At 72.0% G+C, this 21,914-nt stretch carries 22 protein-coding genes; 15 read left to right on the forward strand and 7 right to left on the reverse strand.

The window, feature by feature from the left end; genetic code table 11:
• The first annotated feature begins 86 nt into the window (after positions 1-86).
• Genes QT196_RS06925 through QT196_RS06935 form a run of 3 tightly spaced genes read left to right on the forward strand, consistent with a single transcriptional unit; the run spans position 87 to position 1,098 of the window.
• Positions 87-530, forward strand: a complete 444-nt coding sequence (locus QT196_RS06925; protein WP_018087540.1) for a phage tail protein — start codon at positions 87-89, stop codon at positions 528-530.
• A complete protein-coding gene (locus QT196_RS06930) occupies positions 530-943 on the forward strand; it encodes a hypothetical protein (RefSeq protein WP_085927346.1) in 414 nt (137 codons plus the stop codon). Before QT196_RS06925 ends, QT196_RS06930 begins: the two co-directional genes overlap by 1 nt.
• Positions 940-1,098 (forward strand): DUF6760 family protein, encoded by a 159-nt coding sequence (locus tag QT196_RS06935; RefSeq protein WP_085927347.1) that lies wholly within the window; start codon positions 940-942, stop codon positions 1,096-1,098. The genes QT196_RS06930 and QT196_RS06935 overlap by 4 nt, the downstream gene beginning before the upstream one ends.
• A gap of 983 nt (positions 1,099-2,081) precedes the next feature.
• On the opposite strand, the gene QT196_RS06940 is transcribed toward QT196_RS06935, so the two are convergent.
• Positions 2,082-2,282: a hypothetical protein gene (locus QT196_RS06940; RefSeq protein ID WP_290354560.1), complete on the reverse strand. Its 201-nt coding sequence runs from the start codon at positions 2,280-2,282 to the stop codon at positions 2,082-2,084.
• Between the two features lie 2,104 nt (positions 2,283-4,386).
• On the opposite strand from QT196_RS06940, the gene QT196_RS06945 reads away from it, so the two are divergent.
• The 8 genes from QT196_RS06945 (at position 4,387) to QT196_RS06980 (ending at position 12,385) form a co-directional block, all read left to right on the forward strand.
• Positions 4,387-4,779 carry a hypothetical protein gene (locus tag QT196_RS06945; RefSeq protein ID WP_290354561.1) on the forward strand — a complete coding sequence of 131 codons (393 nt, stop codon included), beginning with the start codon at positions 4,387-4,389 and terminating at the stop codon, positions 4,777-4,779.
• A gap of 107 nt (positions 4,780-4,886) precedes the next feature.
• The gene (locus tag QT196_RS06950) at positions 4,887-5,324 is read left to right on the forward strand and encodes a phage tail protein (protein WP_168478108.1); all 438 of its coding nucleotides are present in this window, start codon (positions 4,887-4,889) and stop codon (positions 5,322-5,324) included.
• Position 5,325: 1 nt separating this feature from the next.
• On the forward strand, positions 5,326-6,120 hold the full coding sequence (locus tag QT196_RS06955; RefSeq protein WP_248001059.1) for a LysM peptidoglycan-binding domain-containing protein: 795 nt from the start codon (positions 5,326-5,328) through the stop codon (positions 6,118-6,120).
• A 16-nt stretch (positions 6,121-6,136) separates the two neighbouring features.
• Positions 6,137-8,056: a VgrG-related protein gene (locus QT196_RS06960; RefSeq protein WP_168478110.1), complete on the forward strand. Its 1,920-nt coding sequence runs from the start codon at positions 6,137-6,139 to the stop codon at positions 8,054-8,056.
• Positions 8,057-8,104: 48 nt separating this feature from the next.
• Positions 8,105-8,527, forward strand: coding sequence for a GPW/gp25 family protein (locus tag QT196_RS06965; protein WP_168478111.1), 423 nt, complete (start codon positions 8,105-8,107; stop codon positions 8,525-8,527).
• Positions 8,527-10,533 carry a putative baseplate assembly protein gene (locus QT196_RS06970; protein WP_266736254.1) on the forward strand — a complete coding sequence of 669 codons (2,007 nt, stop codon included), beginning with the start codon at positions 8,527-8,529 and terminating at the stop codon, positions 10,531-10,533. The genes QT196_RS06965 and QT196_RS06970 overlap by 1 nt, the downstream gene beginning before the upstream one ends.
• Complete coding sequence (locus QT196_RS06975; RefSeq protein ID WP_168478112.1) at positions 10,530-11,087, forward strand: phage tail protein; 558 nt, start codon at positions 10,530-10,532, stop codon at positions 11,085-11,087. Before QT196_RS06970 ends, QT196_RS06975 begins: the two co-directional genes overlap by 4 nt.
• A gap of 2 nt (positions 11,088-11,089) precedes the next feature.
• Entirely contained in the window at positions 11,090-12,385 is a 1,296-nt protein-coding gene (locus tag QT196_RS06980) for a hypothetical protein (RefSeq protein WP_290354563.1), read from the forward strand.
• A 108-nt stretch (positions 12,386-12,493) separates the two neighbouring features.
• On the opposite strand, the gene QT196_RS06985 is transcribed toward QT196_RS06980, so the two are convergent.
• The 3 genes from QT196_RS06985 to QT196_RS06995 form a co-directional block, all read right to left on the reverse strand.
• Positions 12,494-13,690, reverse strand: coding sequence for an acyltransferase (locus QT196_RS06985; RefSeq protein ID WP_290354564.1), 1,197 nt, complete (start codon positions 13,688-13,690; stop codon positions 12,494-12,496).
• 197 nt (positions 13,691-13,887) lie between these two features.
• Positions 13,888-14,796 carry a PDR/VanB family oxidoreductase gene (locus QT196_RS06990; protein WP_168478115.1) on the reverse strand — a complete coding sequence of 303 codons (909 nt, stop codon included), beginning with the start codon at positions 14,794-14,796 and terminating at the stop codon, positions 13,888-13,890.
• A gap of 71 nt (positions 14,797-14,867) precedes the next feature.
• On the reverse strand, positions 14,868-15,497 hold the full coding sequence (locus QT196_RS06995) for an MSMEG_1061 family FMN-dependent PPOX-type flavoprotein (protein WP_290354565.1): 630 nt from the start codon (positions 15,495-15,497) through the stop codon (positions 14,868-14,870).
• Between the two features lie 144 nt (positions 15,498-15,641).
• On the opposite strand from QT196_RS06995, the gene QT196_RS07000 reads away from it, so the two are divergent.
• Positions 15,642-16,298 carry a TetR/AcrR family transcriptional regulator gene (locus QT196_RS07000; RefSeq protein WP_168478117.1) on the forward strand — a complete coding sequence of 219 codons (657 nt, stop codon included), beginning with the start codon at positions 15,642-15,644 and terminating at the stop codon, positions 16,296-16,298.
• 105 nt (positions 16,299-16,403) lie between these two features.
• On the opposite strand, the gene QT196_RS07005 is transcribed toward QT196_RS07000, so the two are convergent.
• Both QT196_RS07005 and QT196_RS07010 read right to left on the reverse strand, forming a co-directional pair.
• The gene (locus tag QT196_RS07005; protein WP_168478118.1) at positions 16,404-17,135 is read right to left on the reverse strand and encodes a VCBS repeat-containing protein; all 732 of its coding nucleotides are present in this window, start codon (positions 17,133-17,135) and stop codon (positions 16,404-16,406) included.
• A 74-nt stretch (positions 17,136-17,209) separates the two neighbouring features.
• Positions 17,210-18,076: a LysR family transcriptional regulator gene (locus QT196_RS07010; protein ID WP_168478119.1), complete on the reverse strand. Its 867-nt coding sequence runs from the start codon at positions 18,074-18,076 to the stop codon at positions 17,210-17,212.
• Positions 18,077-18,179: 103 nt separating this feature from the next.
• On the opposite strand from QT196_RS07010, the gene QT196_RS07015 reads away from it, so the two are divergent.
• Positions 18,180-18,905: an SDR family oxidoreductase gene (locus QT196_RS07015; protein WP_168478120.1), complete on the forward strand. Its 726-nt coding sequence runs from the start codon at positions 18,180-18,182 to the stop codon at positions 18,903-18,905.
• 172 nt (positions 18,906-19,077) lie between these two features.
• Here QT196_RS07015 and QT196_RS07020 read toward each other — a convergent pair whose 3' ends face one another.
• The gene (locus QT196_RS07020) at positions 19,078-19,929 is read right to left on the reverse strand and encodes a LysR substrate-binding domain-containing protein (protein ID WP_168478121.1); all 852 of its coding nucleotides are present in this window, start codon (positions 19,927-19,929) and stop codon (positions 19,078-19,080) included.
• Between the two features lie 134 nt (positions 19,930-20,063).
• Between QT196_RS07020 and QT196_RS07025 the strand changes: the two genes are divergently transcribed.
• Positions 20,064-20,528 (forward strand): cupin domain-containing protein, encoded by a 465-nt coding sequence (locus QT196_RS07025; RefSeq protein ID WP_248001582.1) that lies wholly within the window; start codon positions 20,064-20,066, stop codon positions 20,526-20,528.
• A gap of 316 nt (positions 20,529-20,844) precedes the next feature.
• On the forward strand, positions 20,845-21,849 hold the full coding sequence (locus QT196_RS07030; RefSeq protein WP_290354568.1) for a hypothetical protein: 1,005 nt from the start codon (positions 20,845-20,847) through the stop codon (positions 21,847-21,849).
• Positions 21,850-21,914: the final 65 nt, after the last annotated feature.

Below are 21,914 nucleotides of genomic sequence, written 5' to 3' on the forward strand. Positions count from 1 at the left end.
TCAGTGATTCCGGGCCCAGCGCCCGCCCTCTTCCTCATCCCCTCTCCCCGTCACCACTTTTCTTCTCACCACAGGAGTGAACCACCTTGTCCCTTCAGCCCGGTGATGCCCTCACCTCACACAATTTCGGCCTCCAGATCGACGGCGTGATGGTCGAATACCTCCAGGAGGTCAGCGGACTGACCATGGAGCAGGACGTCATCGAGTACCAGCAGGTCTCGGCGGACGGCAAGCCCGTCGTGAAGAAGATGCCCGGCACGAAGAAGGCCGGCGAATGCACCGTGACCCGCGGTATGACGCAGAGCGGCGCCTTCAGCGAGTGGATCAACAAGTCCATCGCGGGCGACATGGGTTCGGCCCGTAAGAACGCCACCATCATGATGATGGACTACCAGAACAACCCCGTGAAGCGTTACAACATGCGCAACGCGTGGTGCAGCAAGGTCGAGACCAGCGGGGTCAAGGCGGGCGACGCCGCCGCGCTGACCGAGCAGGTCACCATCGTCTTCGAAGAGCTGGTCATCGAGTAATGCGGCGCGAGGGCCCGGCGGGGGCGCAACAGCAACGCGAGCCGTTGCGTACGGAATTCGAGTTCGAGTTGCCACGCGGATTCGTGGACGAGTCCGGGACCGTGCACCGAAACGGTGCGATGCGGCTCGCGACGGCACGGGATGAACTGATCCCGCTGCGGGATGTGCGTGTGCGCGAGAACCCGGCATATCTGTCGGTCGTGCTGCTGGGCCGGGTCATCACCCGGCTCGGCACGCTCGCCTCCGTGCACGACGGGACGGTGGAGAACATGTTCGCCTCCGACCTGGCCTTTCTTCAGGACTTCTACCGGCAGATCAATGCGGAGGGGCATACCCGCGCCGCGGTGTCCTGCCCGCACTGCGAGGAGTCCTTCGAAGTGGAGCTGGCCGGGAGCCGCCTGGGGGAATCGTGACGTACGCGACCGGGCGTATCGAAGAGGAAGTCGCCTATCTCGCCTACCACTTCCACTGGGGCATCGACGACATCCTCGATCTCGAACACGCCGACCGGCGCGCGTACGTGTCACAGATCGCCGCCCTGGTGGAGCGGGCTGAAGGGAAGCAGTGACGGAGGATGGGGTTGTTCAGGTGGCGGCGGAAGTCGCAGGAAGCCCAGGGTTCGCAGCCTGCGCAAGGGCCTGAGGCCGGGGCGGCCGCGGAGGCCGCTGCCGGGGGCGCGGACGGTGGCGGCGCCGGCGGCTGGTCCGCCGTGCCGCCCATCCAGCGCGTCCTGGGCACGCCGCGCCCGGTAGCGGAGCCCGGCTTCGCCGCGTCGCTGAGCGCACACCGCAACCCCTCCTTCGGAGGGGAACTGGGGCATGACGTCCACGCCACGGCCCCCTCCGGCGTCCTTCGCGATGCCCTGGTGCCGGTCACCGGCCGCCCCGCCGACCTCGGACTCCCCGTCCTGCGACTTCCGGTCGCGGGGCGGGGGGATGAGGTTCCGGACGGGAGCGAGGGGGCCGGGCTCGGCGTCGGGGGGCGTTTTGAGGCTCGGGGCGGGCCTGGAGTGCGTGCGGAGACCTGGGGGGCCGCGCGTGCGGAGACTCGGGCTGCGGCACGTACGGAGGCCCGGGATCCGGCACGTACCGGGACTCGGGGTGGGGGTGCCGTGCAACGGGCGGCCGCGCCGGGTGCGGCGCGTACCGAAGGCCGGGGCGCGGCGCGTACCGAAGCCCGGGATGCGGCACGTACCGGGAGCGCGGATGCGGCACGTATCGGCAGCCCGGATGCGGCAGCTGTGCAGCGGGCGGCGGCGCCCGGCGCGTCGCGTACCGGGACGCTGGATGCCGCTGGTGCGGGGAAGCCGGGTGCCGTACGTGGAGAGACCCGAGGTGCGGCACGCGAGGAGAGTTCGGCTGCCGCAGGTGCGGAGACGCGCGGTGCGGCACGTGGGGAGACCCGGGGTGCGGTGCCCAGCGAGAGTCGGGATGCGGCACGTCCGGTGATCCGGGATGCGGGCCCGGCGGAGACCCGGGATGCGGCGGCCGTACAGCGGGCGGCGGCGCCGGGTGCGTCGCGTAACCCGGCGGAGGCCGCGCGCGCTCCTCGTCAACCGACCTTGGGGGGCGGGAGCGCGTCTGCGACCACTTCGCGGAACGACGCATCGAAGGCGTCGAACGCGGCGAACGCAGCGTCGGCCATCGCGCCGGGCACGCTTCCGGTCGCCTCGACGGGCAGGCCGTCCGCCGGGCCGTCTGTCACTCCATCCACCGCACCGCCCGTCACGCCGTCCGCCACGCAGTCCGTCACGCCGTCTGCCGTGCCGTCGGGCGGTCAGCGGAGTGCGCAGAGGTCGGCGGTGGCCAAGCCGTCATCCAGTGGTGATGGCGGGGCGCGCAGGGGTGGCAGCACGGTCGCGCCCGGTGCCGAGGTCGCGCCTGGTGCCACGGCCGTGCCCGGTGGCCAGGCTGCGCACGGCGGCGAGGCTGCGCACGGCGGCGGAGGTGAAGCCGCTCGCTCCGCATCGCGTGGGGCGATGTCGGCCGGCCTCCCTTCAGCCTTGCCGGTAGCCCGGCCCGTGCGGAAGGCCGTCGGCGCGCGGTCCCCGCTCACCTCGGCCGGCAAGGTCGCGATGCCGCCGCGCCGGCTGCGGCCGGCCACCTCGTCGCAGTCGACGAGCAGCGACACCGCCCCCTCCCCCACCCATACGCCGTTGCAGCGCACCGAAGTACCGGCGCCGGCGGCCACCACGGGTCCGGAAGCGGCCCCCCCTGCCTCTCCCCCCTCGCCCCCCACCGCTGCCGCCGAACCGGCGAGCGAGGGTGCGGCACCGGCCCCCGCCGCTGTACGACCTGACACCCCCCACCGGGTCGTCCAGCGGCGGGCGTTCGGCCCACGCAAGCCGATCGACCCGAAGCAGAGCAACGCGCCGAAGACCGCCCCGACCACGGACGCCGCGCCGAGTGTCGGCCCGGCCCCCAGTAAGGACGCGACCCCGCCCTCCCCAGGCACCGCACCAAGCGCGAGCCCGGCCACGAACCCGCGACCGGTTTCGCGTACGTCCTCGCCCAAGAGCACGCCCTCACCCGCGAACACCGAGACCAGTGATCACGCCGCCCCGAGCGCGGCGCCAAGCCCCGCCGCGAGCCCGGATAGGAGCCCGGCCGCGGGCGACGGCGACCGGACTCGCCAGCCGGTCCAGCGAGCGGCGAAGCAAGCCCCCCAGCGGCCCGCGCAGAAGTCCGCGGTAACAGGCCGCCAGCGCCTGGGACTTGGCGCTCCGCTGCTCCCGAGCGCGGAGACCGACACCCCGGCCAAGGACGTTGCGGCAGACGCGCGACCGGCCCGGTCTCCGGCCGCTGACGGCCGCACGCCGGACCGTGGCCAGCCCTCACCACCCGCGATCCAGCGCAAGCCACTGATCGGCGCACCTACGGAGTCCACCGCGCTCCCTCGCGAGGGCACTGCACCGACGCCTACGTCTACGCCGACACCGGCATCGGCGCAGGCACCCCAAGCGACGCCGCCCCAATCACCGATCCCGACACCGGCCTCGCGCCAAACGCCAATCCCCACCCCGGGGCCCACCTCATCCCCGAACCCGACCCCTGCCAAGGCCCCGGCCACGCCCCCAGCCACGGCCCCGGCCCCGGCCCCGTTGCAGCGCGCCGCGAAGGCTCTCGAACGCCCCACCCCCGTAGCCCCGTTGCCGACGACGCACACACCGGAAAGCCGTACTCCACACAGCCACACCCCGGAATCCCCTCAGCCGCAGCCCCACCCGCGGGAATCCCACACGCCGGACGCCCGTACCCCGCAACCCCGTACCCCGCAGTCCCGCACGCCGGAATCCCGTACGCCGAAAACTCCCGCACAGGACTCCCCTGCACCAGCGAGCCGCCAAGCGCCGACGAGCCAACCTCTGACAACCAGCGCCCCCCGCCCTCCCGCCGCCGCTCCCCCCGTCGCCCGTCGCGCGCCCCTCGCGTCCGCACGTGCGCTGGACCCAGGTGCGCGGCAACGGCCCACCGGCCACGGGACGGAGGCCGCCAGCCCCGCCGCGGTGCAGCGCTCCAGCGTGCAGGCCCCGTCCGCCATCCCCCTCCGCAGCACGACGAGCACGGCGAGCCCGGAGAACACGGTGAGCCCCGTCGGCACAGCGGGACCGGCGTCCCGGCGAGCGGCAGCTGTCCCGGCCGTCGCCCTACAGAAGCCGGTATCCGCGCCGACACCCACACGGGCACCGAGCCCCTCGCGCACGGTCCGCACCGCGCCCGCCGCCCTCGGCATGCCCATGGTGCAGCCCGCGCCCACCGCTCCCGGTGCCCCGGCCCAGGCCCCCGGACCGGCACGGCCCCCGAGCCCCTCGCTCACTCCGTCCCACACGGTCCGCACCGCACCCAGCGCCCCCGCCATGCCCGTAGTGCAGCGCGCACCCATCGCTTCCGGAACCCCGGCACCAACCCCAGCTCCGGCCCCCCAGACGCTCACCTCACCCACCCCACCCACACGCCAACAGCCGGCCCCACGAGCCACGCCTAACGGCCCCTCCCCCGCCCCCACCCCGTCAGCAACCTCCCGCCCCATCCAGCGCACCCCCAACTCCCCCACATCAGCCACCCCGCAGACCGCCCCAACCGCCTCCACCACGCCCGCCCCAACCCCCACCGAGCCCACCACCCCCACCGACCCCGCCGCCCTCGACGCCCTCGCCCGGCGGCTGGTGGCGCCGCTCTCGCGGCTGCTCCGTGCCGAGTTGCGCGGGGACCGCGAGCGCATCGGCCGACTGCGCGACCACGGCCGCTGACCCACGCCAGCGCCCGTCCCCGCCCCTGTCCCCGTCTCCGTCCCCCTCCCGACCCGCACCCCCCTCCAGCCCGCTCATCACCACCTCACCCGAAAGAACCACCGACCATGCCTCAGGCCAAGGACCCCGGTTCCACCGTCTTCTTCAAGCTGACCATCGACGGCCAGGACCTCGGCCTGTTCAACGGCTGCGACGGCCTGGCCTCCGAGGTGGAGGTGGAGCAGCGGCAGGAGGGCGGCAACAACGGTTTCGTCTGGCAGTTGCCCACCCGCGTGACGTTCTCCACGATCCGTCTGACCCGGCCGCTCACCGCCGACACCTCCCGGGTGGCCGCCTGGATCTCGTCGCTCGCCACCGGCATCAGCCGGCCCACCGCGCAGATCGCCGCGCTGCGTGCCGACGGCTCGATCGTCGCGCAGTGGGGGCTGGTGGAGGTGCTGCCGGTGCGCTGGCAGGGGCCGACTCTGGACCCGGCCAGCCCGGGGGTGGCGACCGAGACGCTGGAGATCGCGCACCACGGGTTCACCGACGCGGGAGGTGCCTGAGGTGGCCGCACCGACCGGCGGGAAGGCGGGCGCGAGCCTCGTACGGGCCGCCCTCGCGATCCATCAGCCCCCTACCGACCTCGGCGGTTCCATCGGCGGGCGGATCGGTGAGGTGGAGTTCCAGTTCAATCCGACCCAGTTGCAGCTCGGGCGGGAGGCGGAGTGGCACACCCAGGCCGCGGTCGCCTATATGCGGGGCGCGCCGCCCAAGTTCACCGGCACCCGGCCCGCCACCCTCCAGCTGGAGGTGTTCCTGGACGCGTCGGGCACCCCGAATTCCGGGAAGGTGCAGAAGCAGATCGAACTGCTGCTGTCCTGCTGCGAGGTGACGGCGCAGAGCGTCAACTCCAAGCGCCCTTCACCGCCTTGGGTGCGGTTTTCGTGGGGGTCGTTCAACACGGTGCAGTTCGTGGCGTATGTGACGAGCGTCAACGCCACGTACACCCTCTTCAACCCCACCGGCGAACCGATCCGCGCCACCTGCACGCTGTCCCTGACCGAGGTGGCCATGCCCACCAAGGGGCAGAACCCCACCTCCGGCGCGCTCTCCGCACGCCGTATCCACCGCACGGTCGCGGGTGATTCGCTCGCCTCGCTGGCCTGGCGGGAGTACGGGGACGCCACCCGCTGGCGGCTGATCGCGGAGGCGAACGAGATCGACGACCCGATGCGGCTGCGGCCGGGCACGGAGCTGCTGCTGCCCGCCGCCGACGAAGACCCGCCCGAAGAGCGGCCCGGAAGCCGTTCGGAACACCGTCCCACCGGCCATCCCACCACCCGCGAGGCCGCCCGATGAGCAGCGAGAGCATCCGATGAGTGAAAAGACGTACACCAGCGTCCTGCATGCCGAGATCGGCGGCTCGCCGCTGCCCGACAAGCTCGCCGCCCTGCTCATCGCGGGCTGGGTGGACGCGAGCGTCAATGTGCCGTCCGCATTCGAGCTCACCTTCACCGACTCGGGATCGGACATCCTCAAGACGTTCCCGCAGATCAAGGTCGGTGCGAAGGCGGTGCTGTCGCCCTTCACGGACGGGCAGCGCGGCACGCCCATGGTGACCGGCGAGGTCACCGCCCTCGAAGTGGACGCGGACGCGAGCGGAAAGTACCTGGTCGTACGGGGCTACGACCCGGGGCACCGGCTGCTGCGCAATCGCCGGGTCGCGGGCTACCCCAACATGACCGCGAGCGACATCGTGCGCCGTCTCGCCGGCCTCAACAAGCTCTCCCTCGGCAAGGTGGAGGCCACCCGCACCGTCTATGAGCTGGCCACCCAGCCCAATATCACCGACTGGGACTTCCTGACACGGCTCGCCCAGGAGAACGACGTCCATCTCTCCTTCGACCCGCAGGGCAAGCTCCAGTTCGGCAAGCTCACCCCGGCGTCGTCCGCGCCGGCCGACAGCACACCGGCCGCGCAGAGCCCGTACGTCCTGGAGTTCGGCCACAACGCGATGCACAGCCGGATCGCGGTCACCGCCGCCGGGCAGGTCGACAAGGCGGGCGCGCGCGGCTGGGACATGCGGGCCAAGCGTGCGCTGTCCGCCCAGTCCCCGGCCACGTCGAGCAAGGACATCGTCGCGGACATCGCCCCCTCGGCGCTCAGCAAGCCGTTCGGGAAGGCCGAACTGACCGCCACGGACACGCCGTTCACCACCCAGGCCCAGGTCACCCATGCCGCGCGTGCCCTTGCCGACGATGTGGCGGGCTCCTTCGCGGAGCTGGAGGTGGCGGTCACCGGGAATCCGAAGCTGAAGCCGGGGCAGCCCGTCGCGCTCAAGGGCGCGGGTTTCCCCTTCGAGGGGAAGTACACGGCGACCGGGGTCCGCCATGTCTTCGAGTCCGGGCGGCAGTTCACCACCTGGCTGAACGTCTCCGGGCGGCAGTTCCGTTCGCTGTACGGGCTCGCGTCCGGCGGTGCGGAGGCCGCGCCGCCCATGCCGGGCGTGGCCATGGCGCTGGTCAGCAATGCCAAGGACCCGCTGAAGCTGGGCCGGGTCAGGCTGCGCTTCCCCTGGCTGTCGGACACCTACGAGAGCGACTGGTGCCGGGTCGCGCAGCTGGGCGGGGTACGGGGCGGCGGGCTGATCCTGCCGGAGGTCGGCGACGAGGTGCTGTGCGCCTTCGACCGGGGCTCGCTGGAGCATCCGTACGTCCTCGCCGGGCTGTACAACGGCCGCGACAAGCCGACGCCCAACACGGACGGGCTCCAGCCGGTGGATCCGACCAGCGGCCGGATCAACTGGCGCTCCCTCGCCTCGCGCAGCGGCCACACCGTCGAGCTCGTCGACGCCAAGTCCCGGATGAAGAGCGGCATCAGGCTCCAGACCGGCAACGGCAGGCTCACCGTCCACATGGACGAGACGCGCACCGCGGTCACCATCCGCAGCGATGGTTCCGTCTCCATCACCGGGACCCGGAATGTGAGCATCAAGGCGGGTGGCAACCTGTCGCTGATCGCGGGCGGCTCGCTGACGATGAGCGCCGGCGGGGCGGTCGACATCAAAGCGGGCGCGAAGTTCGGCGTCATGGCAGGCGCCGTGGCGGATATCAACGCGACCGGCGCCATCAGCCTCAAGTCGGCCGGCGCGGTGGCCGTCAACTCCGTGGGCGCGGTCTCCGTCAGCGCGGTCGGCGCGGTCGCCGTCAACGCGGGCGCCGCGGCGGCCATCAACTCGCCGGCCACGGTCACGCTGAACGCACCGGCCGTCCTGCGCAACGGCATTCCGTTCTAGGGGGCTTGAGGAAGTTGAGGGACATGCGTCTCAAGGGGGGCACCGGACATGAGTGAACAGTTCGTCGGTGCGGGCTGGGCCTTCCCGCTGCGTACCGACGCGGGCGGCGGTATCGCACTGGCCCGCCGGGAGCGGGAGATCGAGGAGTCCATCCGGCTCGTCCTCGCCACCGCGCCCGGCGAGCGGCCGATGCGGCCGGAGTTCGGCTGTGCCGTGCATGACATGGTCTTCGCGCCGGTCAACGAGGCGACGGCCGGCCGCATCCGCTACGAGGTGCGGTACTCGCTCGACCGCTGGGAGCCGCGCATCGAGGTCCAGGATGTCGACGTGAGCCCGGCGCCCGACGAGCCGTCCGTGCTGTTCATCGACGTGCGCTACAGCGTGCGCGGCACCAACAACCCGCGCAGCCTCGTCTTCCCCTTCTATGTGATCCCGTCCACGGAATCGCCGTCCACCGAAAGCGAAGCCTGATGGCCCTGCCCGCACCCCATCTCGACGACCGCCGCTTTCAGCAGTTCGTCGACGACGCCAAGCGCTATATCCAGCAGCGCTGCCCCGAGTGGACCGACCACAATGTCTCGGACCCGGGCGTGACCCTCATCGAGGCCGTCGCCCATATGGCCGACCAGATCGTCTACCGCCTCAACCGGGTGCCGGAGAAGAACCATCTGGCCTTCCTCGACCTGCTGGGCGTCACCCTCTTCCCGCCCTCCGCCGCCCGCGCCGACGTCACCTTCTGGCTCTCCGCCCCGCAGCCCGAGCCGGTCGTACTGCCCGCCGGGACGGAGGTGGCCACCGGCCGCACCGAGACCGAGGAGGCGGTGGTCTTCGCGACCGAGGACGATCTGACCGTCGTGCCCTGCGAACTGGACGCCGTACTGCGGCAGGAGGTGGGCACCACCCCCGAGGACTGTGGCCAGGACATCTTCGGCGGCAACGATGTGTCCGTCTTCTCGGCCGCCCCGCAGCCGGGCGACACCCTGCTGTTCGGGCTGTCGGCGGCGGTGCCGCGGTGCGCGGCCGTGTTGCAGCTGGACAGCCGGGTGGACGGCGTCGGCGTCGACCCGCGTCAGCCGCCGCTGGTCTGGGAGGCGTGGACCGCCGATGGATGGGCGGAGTGCGAGGTCGCGGAGGACTCCACCGGCGGCCTCAACCGGCCCGGCGAGGTCGTGCTGCACATCCCGGCCGGGCACACCGGCTCCCGCGTCGGCCGGACGGATGCCGCGTGGCTGCGCTGCCGGGTCGTCGAAGCCGCGCCCGGCCAGCCATTCTACAGCGCCTCACCGACCGTACGGTCCGCCTCCGCGTTCACCATCGGGGGCACGACGGCGGCGGCACACGCCGTCGTGGTGCAGGACGAGCTGCTCGGCGAGTCCACGGGCGTGCCCGGCCAGCGGATGCGGCTGGCACACGCTCCCGTCGTCGCCGACCGCCCGCCACTACGCCTGGAGATCTCGGACGGCGACGGCTGGCAGGAATGGCAGGTCGTCACCGACTTCGCGGCCTCCGGCCCGCACGACCGGCACATCACCCTGGAGGAGGCCACCGGCGAGATCGCCTTCGGCCCTTCGGTACGTCAACCGGACGGTTCCATAAGGCAGTTCGGGGGGGTCCCGGTCAAGGGCTCGGTGATCCGGGTCCCGTCCTACCGCACCGGCGGCGGCCGGACGGGCAACGTGGCGCGCGGGGCGATCCAGGCGCTGCGCAGCTCCATCCCGTACGTGGCGCGGGTGGAGAACCGGGAGGCGGCGCGCGGCGGGGTCGACGGCGAGACGGTGCAGGAGGCGAAGGTCCGCGCGCCGATCACGCTGCGCGCGCAGGAACGGGCCGTGACGGCGCGCGACTACGAGGAACTGGCGCGGCGCGCGGCCCCCGAGGCCGCCCGGATCGCCTGCCTCGCGGTCGATCCGGCCGAGCCCGCCACGGCCGCGAGCACGTCGGGCCCCGAGGCCGGCCGGACCGGCCGGACCGGCGAGAACGCCGTCCGGGTCCTGGTCGTCCCGCAGGCCGTCCCCGACCGCGGCGGCCGGCTCCGCTTCGAACAGCTGGTGCCCGGTGAGGAACTCCTGGGCCGGGTCACCCAGTTCCTCGACGAGCGCCGCCCGGTGGGCACCCGCCTCGCGGTCGGCCCGCCCTTCTACCAGGGCGTCACGGTCGTCGCCACGCTGCACTCCTTCCGGGCGGCGCGGGCCGACCGCGTCCGCGCCGAGGCCCTGGACGCGCTCTACGCCTACCTCGACCCGCTGACCGGTGGCGCCCACGGCGACGGCTGGCCCTTCGGCCGCCCGCTGCGCGCCGGGGAGATCTTCGCGGCCCTTCAGCGCGTCCCGGGTGTGGAACTCGTCGACGAGGTCCTGCTGCACCCCGCCGACCCGCTCACCGGCCGCCGCGGCGACGCCACCGACCGCATCGAACTCGCCCGCTCCGCGCTCCTGTTCCCCTTCGACCACCGCGTCCGCGTGATCGAGGCCCGATGAGGGGCACCTCGGCGGGGATGACCTCCCCGCATCCACTGGGCGAACAACTCCCCGCGGTCTACGCCGACGACGACTTCGCCCAGCGCTTCGTCGAGGGCCTCGATGTCATCCTGGCCCCCCTCTTCAACGTCCTGGACTGCCTGGAGAGCTACTTCACGCCCGCACTCGCCCCCGAGGACTTCGTCGACTGGCTGACCACCTGGGTCGGCACCGAACTCGACGGCACGGAACCGCTGGCCACCCGCCGCCGCGCGGTGGCCACGGCCGTCTCGCTGCACCGTGTACGCGGCACCCGGCGCGGCCTGTCGGACGCCGTCGAGCTGGCCTTCGGAGTACGCCCGCAGATCCTCGAGAGCGGCGGCGCGACCTGGTCCGCGCGTCCTCTCGGCGCCTTCCCTGGCTCGGCGTACCCCGGTCTGCGGGTGACCCTGCGGGTCCGCGACCCCGCCGCCGTCGACCCGCACCGTCTGCACGCCGTCGTCGCAGCGGCCTGTCCCGCACACCTCCCCTTCGCGGCCGAGGTGACCCATCTGCCCACCCCTGAAGGAACCTGACCATGCCGAGCGCCCACACCACCTGCCCCGACTGCGGCTCCCCCGCACCCCAGACGGACCAGTCCTTCTGCGACTCCTGCGGAGCCTTCCTCCGCTGGGACCGGCCGGCGCCCACGGCTGATCAGGGGCGTACGGCCCCCGCGGCCCCGCCCGCGCCCGGAACCCCCGCCACGAACGCCCCGCAATCCGGCACCGGCACCCCGGACCACACCGGCCGGTCCGCCGGCGCCACGCCTCCCACGGCACCCCCCGCTGCCCCTCCCGCCCCGGCCGCCGCCCCGAAGCCGGACGCCAGCGGCGAACCGACCGCCCCGCTCCCGTCCACCGCCCCGCACCACCAGCCCACGGGCGGGTCCGGGTCGGGCGCGGACGGCCACACCGGTCAGTCCGGCCAGAGCAGCGGGGAAAACCGGCCCGGTCAGGCCGCCCCCCACGCGGGCGGCGAGCGCGGCATCTCCGAAACCGGAATCCGCGCCCTCCTCGTCCCCGTACCGGGCGCCACCGCCACCCCGCCTCCCGAGGCGCCCGGCAGCGTCCTGCCGGGCCGTCCCGACGCGTCCCGGCCCCGGGTCCGCACCCCGGAGGCGGCCCCCCAGCCCGAGAACGGCGCACCGTGCCGGAGCTGCGGAATACTCAACACGCCGGGCCGGCACTTCTGCCGGAGCTGCGCCCTCCCCCTCGTCGAGACCACGCGCGAGACCGCCGAAGGCCCGTACGCCGGGGAGCGGCCGCGCCTGGACCGCGGCCGCGCCAAGTGGATCGCCCGGGCAGTGGTGGCGGCGGTCGTCGCGGCCGTCGTGGTCGGGGGGATCATCGGCGGTCCGCCGGCCGCGCAGGCCGTGCAGGACCGCTTCGCCAGGCGCGTTCCGGTGCCCGCCGCCCTCTGGAAGGCCTCGCACTCCGGCCCCGGCCACGACGTGAAGCTCGCGTTCGACGGCTACTCCAACACCTGGTGGGGCACCGGCTACATGGGCAACTCGAACGGCCAGTACCTGGAGGCCGCCTTCGGCCAGCCCACCGACCTCCTCAACATCCTGATCACTCCCGGCGCCTCGGCACGCACCCCGCAGGCCGCCGACCCGGCCCGTCCGCACGAGTTCGATCTGATCGTGACCGACTCCGCGGGCAAGCGGCACGTCTCGCACGCCCGGATCAATGACGGCGGGGTCCAGAGGGTCGATGTGGCGGTACGGAACGCGATGACCGTACGACTGGTGCTGCGCTCCGCATACGGCGTCGGGGACGACAAGCAAGTAGCCATCTCCGCGCTGGAGTTCTTCGGACGGTCGATGAACTAGTCGATGAAGTAGTTGCCGGGGACGGGCCGGAGGGGCTCGGCCGCTGCGGGGGGGCGCTCCCCCGGCGGCGGCCGACCGGGCAAGTGGGCATGCGGCGGCCACGCGCGATCACGACCGGGACGGCCGCCCCGCCGACTCGAAGGTGCGGGTGGTCGGCGTCGTCCGCTCGTTCTGCACCGTGTCGGACACCGTGAGCGGATGAGGCGCGGAGCGGCGGCCGGGTCCGCGGTGCGGTGGGACGTGCCGGCGGACATCGTCGAGGCCCCGGCGCATGGTGGTGCGGAGCCACCTTCCGAGGGGGCGTTCGACGAGGCGGTGGACGAGCCAGGCGAGGGCCAGCATGAGCGCGGTCACCGAGGCCACCAGGGCCGGGGCGGGGACGCGGCCCCGGAAGTGGTGGATGAGGGTCATGCCGATGTTCAGGTGGACGAGGTAGAGCGGGTAGGTGAGCGCTCCCGCCGTGGTGAGCCACCTCCCTTGGATCCGGTCGCAGGCGCCGAGCGCGATCGCACCGATGACGGCGAAGGCGGCCACGATGAGGAGGCGGGCCGGCCAGGTGGGCAGGGCGTTCGCAGCGGCCGCGCCGAGGTTGACGGCCAGGCGGTCGTCGATATAGCGCTGGGACAGCAGCAGTTGCAGGATCACGATCGCCCATAGGACCGCGTTGGGCCGGTGACGGCACATGAGGGAGAAGGCGATGCCCGCGATGAAGAACGGCGCGTACTGCGGCATCGCGAACGCGGTGATCAAGGGCGTCTTCAGGACCGGCGCGAGGGCCGCGGCCGCGGTCCACACCCCGCACAGGATCAGGCAGTTGCGGTAGGTGACGCCGAAGAGCATGACCACCACCATGATCAGGTAGAACTTGAGCTCCACGAAGAGCGTCCAGTACACCGGGTCGACGTCGGGGGTGTCGTTCCCGCCCTGAAGCATGGTCAGGTTGGTGATCACGGTGTCCCAGCCGCGCAGCGAGGCGACCTCCGGCCACGCCTTCACGACCACCACGGTGAGCAGGATCCCGGCCCAATAGGCGGGGAACAGCCGCGCGAGCCGGGAGACGGCGAACTCACCCACCGTGCGGCCCCACACACTCCGGCAGATGACGAAGCCACTGATCAGGAAGAAGACCTCCACCCCGAGCCACCCGTACTGGGCCACCTGGTGTGCGGTCGGGAAAATCGTGTCCGTGGCCTGGCCCCACGGCCGGGCGAGGGCGACGTAGTGGTAGAAGACCACCATCAGCGCCGCCAGCAGCCGCAGCCCGTCGAGTGCGGCCAGCCGGTGCCCCGAGCGGCGCTCGGCCATCGTGCAACCCCCCAAGAGCCCGGGTCAGGAACGCTCCGTGTCGGAAGAGGCTCGCAGGCTGCAAGGAACCTGTGAGAACGTCGTACGCCCGTGGTACCACCCGCGGATGTGCAGCGGCCTTCACGGCGTCGCGATGCACTCAGTCGGGATCACCGGCGGACCCCGGCATCACGGTCCGCACACAACCGTGTGCCCCGTCAGAGGTCCAGGACGAGGCGCGGGGTCAGCGCGCGGGAGACGCAGGCGTACATCCGGCCCTTTCGGGCGCCGATGTCGTCGCGGTGCTCGGGCTCGCCGTCGAGGACGGTGAGTTCACAGCTTCCGCAGACGCCTTCGCGGCATCCTGACGGGAGGGGGTGCCCGGCGTGGGCCAGGGCGTCGAGCAGCGTCTCGTCGGCCGGCACCCGGACCGTACGCGCCGACCGCGCGCACACTGCCTCGAACTCCGTGTCGGGGCCGAACGTCCTGGGCGCCGGGCGGAACCGTTCCGCGTGCAGCCGTTCGGCCGGGAACGCGGCCTCCGCGGCGGCGAGCATCGAGGCGGGGCCGCAGCAGTAGACCAGCGTGCCGGGGGCCAGGTCCGCCGCCAGGGCCGCGAGGTCCGGCCTGCCCTGTTCCCGGGTGGCGACGAGCTGGACCCGCTCGCCGTACGAGGCCCGCAGTTCGTCGGCGAACGGCATGGCCGCGGCCGAGCGCCCGACGTACACGAGGGAGGCGGGGACGCCCGCCGCGGCCGCCGCGCGCAGCATCGGCAGGACCGCGGTGATGCCGATACCGCCCGCGAGGAAGAGGTATGCGGGTGCGGGGACGAGCGGGAAGTGGTTGCGGGGCAGAGACACGTCGAGGGTGCGGCCCCGGTGCAGGAACCGGTGGACATACTCCGAGCCGCCCCGGCTGAGGCGTTCGTGGCGTACGGCGACGCGGTAGGACTCCCGGTCGGCCGGGTCCCCGCACAGCGAGTACTGCCGGGTGAGCCAGTTCGGCAGCGCCAGGTCTATATGGGCTCCGGGCTCCCAGGGCGCGAGCGGCCCGTTCGCGCCGCGCAGGAGGAGGGCGACGGTGTCTTCGGCGATCGGGTCGATACGGTCGACGACGGTTTGCTGCATGGCAGGTCCTAGGGGAAGCCCTCTGGGAAGGGGAGAAGGGGGAAGTCCTGGGCCGGGCAGGGGCCTTGCGGTCAGTAGAGCTTGCGGTATGCCTCTTCGAGGGCGTCGTTGAGGACGGCCGGGGCGATGTCGAGACCGGCCTGGGCCGTGACCATCTCGCCGGGCGACGGGATCTCGTCGGCGAGGGCCTGGCTCGCGGGGTCCCACAGCCGGGAGCGGAGGAGCGCGCGCCCGCAGTGGAAGTACACCTGGGCGACGTCCACGACGAGCGCGAGCTCCGGTTCGCGCGCCTCGGTCCGCATCCGGGCGAGTACGTCGGGCTCGTCGGTGGGGTAGGCGCGGCCGTTGACGCGAAGCATCTCGGGCAGCCCGGGGATCAGGAAGACCAGCCCTATCCCGTCGTTCTCGGCGAGGTTGCGGAAGGAGTCGGCGATCTTGTTGCCGGGCCGGTCGGGGATGGCGAGCGTGTGCGCGTCCAGGACTTTCACGAACCCCGGGTAGTCACCGCGGGGCGAGCAGTCGGCGCGGCCCGCCGCGTCCGCCGTGGCCATGGTCAGGAAGGGCGAGTGGGCGATGAAGCGGTGGAAGTGCTCGTCGATACGGTCGAGGATCTTGGCTTTGACCATCTCCTCGGGCTCGCCGAGCCGGGCACGGACATCGGCGGGCGAGACCCGACGGGGGCGGGTGCTGGTCTGCGTCACGGGGGCTCCTTCCGGATCGCAAGGACGGGCAGGCGACCGCGCAGCGCAGTACGACGTACCGCTCCGCCGCAGGTCATGGCACTATTGTGAGCAATTACTCAGGTCTCGCGCTACTCGCATTCGCAGCGCTGTGAAGGAGATGCCATGACGTCGGGACGCGGCGGACTCCGGCCACGTAAACAGCCCCGTCAGGCCCGTGCCGAGCTCACCCGGCAGCGGATCCTCGCGGCCGCTGCTCACGTTTTCGCGGAGTACGGCTATGCCGCCGGGACCACCAACCGGATCGCCGAGCGGGCGCAGATCTCCATCGGCTCGCTGTACCAGTACTACCCGAACAAGGACGCGATCCTGGTGGAGCTGCTGACCCGGCATCTGGACGCGGGCATGGCCGCCACCGCGCACCAGCGGTTCGAGGGGCCGCCCCGCCCCCTCGAAGAAGTCATCCGGGACTATGTGCGCCTCTCGATCGCGAACCACCTGGACGACCCGCAGCTCCTCCGCGTGATGATGGAACAGGCACCCCGTTCGCCGGAGTTGCTGGAGAAGACGTCCCGGTACCACGTGGCGCGGACCGCCTATGTCCGAGAGCTGATCGAGAACCATCCGGAGAGCCGGGTGGCGGACGTGTATATCGCCGCCCGGCTCGTCGTCTCCACGGTCGAACTGCTCGTCCACCAACTCATCGCGGCGCCCGACCCTCTGGACCCCACCCGTCTGGAGAACGAGCTGGTCGCGATGGTCACCCGCTACCTCACGGGCGGACCGCAGGGGGAGGGGAACGGTAGCCCCGTAGGCACGTGAAAAGGGAGCCGCTCCCCTCGTGATCGAGGAGAGCGGCTGGGCGCGGTCAGCGGCCAGCGCTGCGGTCAGCGGTGTCCAGAAGACCGCCCGCGCCCCCGGTTGTGGTCAGGAGCAGGGCTTGTAGAAGTGCTTCCAGCCGTCGACGGGCATGGCCGGCGGCTCCGAGGTGGTCCCGAACTCGCCGTACTTCACCTGAAGGTCGTAGTCGTAATTCCCCGGACCACTGCGCGGATTCGTCAGGCGCACGTCCCGGTCCAGCGTCCCGTCACCGGCGTTGTTGCGGATCGCAAGGTCCGGGTACGCGTCGCCGCCGTAGTTGGCGATCCGCAGCTGCTGCGCCTCGCCGTGGTCGCCGATGTCGAGGTGCCGGGACTTGGCGGAGCTCAGATTCGTCCGCTTGAGCGGGCCGGGGCGGTAGTCCGCGACGCGCGCCGTCGAGGGGTCGTCCCCGTCGGCGGGCGTGACGAGGTTGACGACCATGTCCAGTGTGCCGTCCCGCTGGAAGTCGGCGACCGCGGCGGTCGTGACCTCCCCCTTCTTCGCGCCGAGCAGGGCGCTGACGGCCTGCTTGGGGCCGAACGAACCGTTCGCGGCCCCCCACTGGATCGTCATCTTGGTACCGGTGTGGCCGGGGTTGCTGATCTTGTCCCGGTGACCGTCGCCGTCGAGATCGCCGAGCAGCGTGGTGGCATCGGCCAGGCACGGGGCCGTCGTCGCGGCGGTCTTGGCGGACGGCGCCGCGCCGGCCGCATGGGCCGGGAAGCCGGCGGCGACAGTCAGGGGCAGGGCGACAGCCGCGACCGGCACGGCGATCAGACGTAAGCGCTTGTGCTGCATCTTCAACTCCTCATGTCGTTGCTGGGAGATGAGATGCCGTCAGCGCCAGGCACGTTGATGCCCGAATCGCCGTATTACACAACCGTGACGTGCGAAGGGGGCGTCGCCGCCCGGACGAGGCCCGCGACGGCCCGGGACCGGCTGTGCGGCGGCCAGGCGATCACCGTCGTGACCATCGGCGCATCCACGACCGGTACGGCGGCGAGATCCTCACGTAGTTGGGTCCGGCACGACTCGGGCGCGATCCAGCAGGTGCGGCCGAGCGCGATCAGCTGGAACAACTGCGCATGGTCCCGGGCCTGCGGGCCGGGGCCGTCCGGGTAGGTACCGTCGCGGCCGGGCCAGCGCGGCAGCGGCAGGCCGGGCAGCGCGGTGACCTCGGCCGTGTGCACATGGGTCCGGGCGGTGAGGGGATGCCCGGCCGGCAGAATCACCACCTGGCCCTCCGTGCGGAGCTCTTCGGTGTCGAAGCCGGCCGTGGCGTCGAACGGCAGGTGCAGCAGCGCCACATCGGCCCGCCCGTCGCGCAGCATGCGTTCCTGCTCGCCGATGCCGCACAGGACCAGATCGACGGTGACCGCATCGGGTTCGGCGGCGTAGGCGGCCAGCAGATTCGCCAGCAGATCGCTGGACGCGCCGGCCTTCGTGGCGAGGACCACGCCCGGTCGGCCGGTGGCGGCGAGCGCGGCGCGGCGGGTACGGCGTTCGGCGGCCTCGACCGCGTCGAGTGCCGCCCGGGCCTCCCGCAGGAGCACCGCACCGGCCTCCGTCAGGGTGACCGCACGGCTGGTGCGTTCCAGCAGCACCGCTCCGAGGCGACGTTCCAGCTGGCCGATCGCCCGCGACAGCGGGGGCTGCGCGATCCCGAGCCGCTGCGCGGCCCTGCCGAAGTGCAGCTCCTCGGCGACGGCGACGAAGTACCGCAACTCCCTTGTCTCCACGCCGATATGGTACTGCCGCCACCTGGATCGATACCCACGCGGTATCGCTGCCCACCCAAACGGTGTTGGCCGACTCCCGCGCGGCCCGGACATGATCAGTCGCATGAGCGAACAGACCATCGCGCTGGTCACCGGCGCGAACAAGGGAATCGGATACGAGATCGCGGCCGGCCTGGGCGCCCTCGGCTGGCGGGTCGGGGTCGGCGCCCGGGACGAGGAGCGGCGCGAAACCGCCGTGGCGAAGCTGCGGGCGGCCGGCGTCGACGCGTTCGGGGTGCCGCTCGATGTGACCGACGACGCGAGCGTGGCCGACGCGGCCCGGCTGATCGAGGACGGCGCCGGACGTCTCGACGTACTCGTCAACAACGCCGGGATCACCGGCGAGGCGCCGCAGATGCCCACCACGGTCGACGTGGCGACGGTGCGGGCGGCCGTCGAGACCAACGTGATCGGCGTCATCCGCGTCACCAACACGATGCTGCCGCTGCTGCGCCGCTCGCCGTCGCCACGGATCGTGAACATGTCCAGCGGCGTCGGCTCCCTCACCCGCCAGACCACTCCCGGCACCGAAACGGGCCCGATCTCCGGCGCGTACGCGCCGTCGAAGACGTTCCTCAACGCCGTCACCGTCCAGTACGCCAAGGAGCTCAGCGACACCAACATCCTGATCAACGCCGCCTGCCCCGGCTACTGCGCGACCGACCTCAACGGCTTCCGCGGCTTCCGCACCCCGGAACAGGGCGCCGCGATCGCCCTCCACCTCGCGACCCTCCCCGACGACGGCCCGACCGGCAGCTTCTTCGACGACGCGGGAGAGGTGCCGTGGTGACGCGGATGCCGACGCACGACACCAACACACGCCCCGTCACGGCGAGTTGAGCATGCGCATCGTGGTGACCGGTGGATCCGGCTGAATCGGCTCCACCGGCACCTCGCCGAAGAGCTGGACGAGGCACACCACTTCAGCGGCAAGGGCCCGTTCCGTACCGGCGGTGAGGATCTCAGCGGCGGTAGGCGGCGATCGCGGTCTGGACGAACGAGCGGATCAGTGGATTCGTGTCGCCCTCGTTCCATGCCGCGACCACGCGGCTCGGCGGCATGTCGGTCAGCGGCACGACGGTGAGCCCCGCGGCCGGCTCGTGGCTCAGGAGGGTGATGCCGACCGTGCCGTTCCAGAGCACGGCTTGCTGACATTCCTGGACGGCGCGCACCACCGGGCCCTCGCGGGGTTCCCCGCCGTTCCAGTACGACTGCCAGCGGGGGTCGGTACCCTCCGGAAACCGGAACCAGCGGCGATCAGCCAGGTCGGCCAGCTTCACGCTGCCGTGGCGGGCCAGCGGGTCGTCGGCACGCAGCAGTGCTCCCACCGGGTCGGCGCGCAGCGCGCGCACGGTCAGGCCGGTCTCGTCAAAGGGGCCGCGAGTGAGAGCGACATCGACCAGCCCGGCGTGCAGCCCGCAGGTGGGATCGGTCAGGTCGGCCTCGCGGATGCGGACCTCCACGCGCGGATGCAGCCGGCGGTAGGCGTCGGCCAGTCGGGCCGCGCCCGGGTCGGCGCTGTCGCCCAGCATGCCGACGGTGAGGGTCGCGGCGCCGGCCGCCGCGGCCACACGTACGCGTACCCGGTCGGCCTGGTCGAGCAGGGAGCGCGCCTCATCGAGCAGCACCACGCCCACCGGTGTCAGCGTGACACCGGCGGGCGACCGGTCGAACAGCGCGGCGCCGACCTCGGTCTCCAGCTGCTTGATCGCCCGGCTCAGCGGTGGCTGGCTCATGTGCAGCCGGGCGGCGGCCCGGCCGAAGTGGAGTTCCTCGGCGACAGCGACGAAGTAGCGCAGCGTGCGTAGCTCCATGCTGCGACGATACCCATTCGGTATCGACTTCATGGAATGGGTCTTGGACTGTCGCGTCGCCCCGGCGGTGGAATCGGAGCATGACTGACAAACCGAAGACCAGTGAGCCGATGCCCGAACCCGCCGTATCGGCGATGCCCGACCCTGCCGTATCGGTGGTCGGTCCGGGCGACGGCGAGACGATCCTCCTGGGCACCACGCGTATGCGGGTCCTGGAGGACGGCAGCAACACCGGACACCGCCTCGGCCTCGCCGAGTCCGTCCTCGCGCCGCATACCCCCGGACCGCCCCAGCACCGCCACGCCCAGCACGACGAGGGCTTCTACATCACCTCCGGCACCGTGCGGTTCACGGTCGGCGACGACGACTACGACGCGACCGCGGGCACGTTCGTGCTGGTCCCGCCCGGGGCCCCGCACACCTTCGCCAACGTGACCGACCAGCCGGCCGTCATGCTGAGCATCTTCACGCCGGACCTGTACGTGCAGTACTTCCGGGACCTGGAGGCGATGTTCGCCGACGGCAAGGCACTGACCCCCCAGGCGAACCTCCAGGTGATGAGCCGTTACGCCACGGAGCCCGCCACCGACTTCGCCTAGAGGCCGGACTGACCGCACCGCCCCCGGCCGGCCGTCATTGGATCCGGCCAGCCACGGCGGCGCCCACCTCACAAGGTCCGCGCGTGGCCGGCGCGGCTGCCCAGGACATCTAGCGCAGCCGGCGGCTGGCGTGGTTGTCTCAGGGCCCGGACACGTAGGGGGGCGCATGGACGCACCGGGAAGCCTGGCGTTATCGGCTGTACAGGTACTGACCGCCATGGCGACAGGGGCAGGGACCGAGGCAGGCCGAGCGTTAGGAGACGTGGTACGGGCGCGGTTGGGCACTTCGGATGCGGGCCGGGCCGCTCTGGCCAGGGTGAACGCTGACCCAGCGGATCCGGCGGCGGCACAGGGGCTCCAGGAGGCGATCCGCGAGGCCATCGCGGCCGACCCCGAGTTCCAGGGCCGCGTGACGGCAGCATTGGCCGGACCGCCTCCGGCCGCTCCCCCCGCCTATACGATCAGCCACTCGTACAAGGACAGTGTCGTCATCGGCCCCGGCAGCAAGGTGCGGCGGAGTCAGATCTCACTGGGCCCGCTGACGATCAACAACACCCGGAGCGCTCGCGTATCCCTCACCGCGGCTGCCGCGCTGCTGCTCGCGCTGCTGGCCCTGGCCGCATACGGCGGGGCGCAGGTGATTACCGGCGACGACTCTCCCTGGGTATCCAGCGGTACTTCTCCGCGAAGTCCCCGCACGGCGTCCTCCGCCCCGTCGGCGCCGTCCGGTGGCGCGTCCGTCCCGGTAGTGCGTGACGCGGCCGCGGCGGAGCAGATCCTTCCCGGCCCGAAGAGCCTGCCGGACGGCTGGGCTTTCGCCAGCGGCTCACCGCAGAAGGACACGTGCCGCAACGGCCGTGTGGGCAGTGAGAAAGATGGGACGCTCCACTACATCTGCAAAGGCTCGCTGCTGGACCTGACAGCGTGGTACAACCCGGGAGCCGCGGCCGGTTTCGACAAGGTGCACATCGAGGTCGTGACGTACTCCAGCCATGACGCCGCCGCTCAGGGATACCTCGGTCAGAAAGCGGAGGAGGCCAACAACCCACCCAGCGGCGTGACGGAAGAATCGTTGCCCTCCTACTGCGAGCAGTCAGCCTTCTTCAGCGTGACCTATCCCGGCATCCTCGACGGCGTGGACAGAGGGGAGGCACGGAGCGTCGTCCACTGCGGGACTGTCATCTTCAGCGTCTACGCCAGGAACGAGCACGGGAGCAGCGTCGATCTCGACACGCTCACCGCCCTCAGCCAGACGGTTGCCACCCGCGCCCAGCAGACGCTGAACGGCAAGACCCCTACTGCCGCCTTCGGCCGTTCCTGAACTTCGCCAATGTGGTCGTCGTCCGGGCCCACGTCAGTGGCCGGCCCCGGATCAGTCGCTTCGTG

The organism is Streptomyces sp. P9-2B-2 (assembly GCF_030406865.1).
In the GTDB taxonomy this organism is placed as follows: domain Bacteria; phylum Actinomycetota; class Actinomycetes; order Streptomycetales; family Streptomycetaceae; genus Streptomyces; species Streptomyces platensis.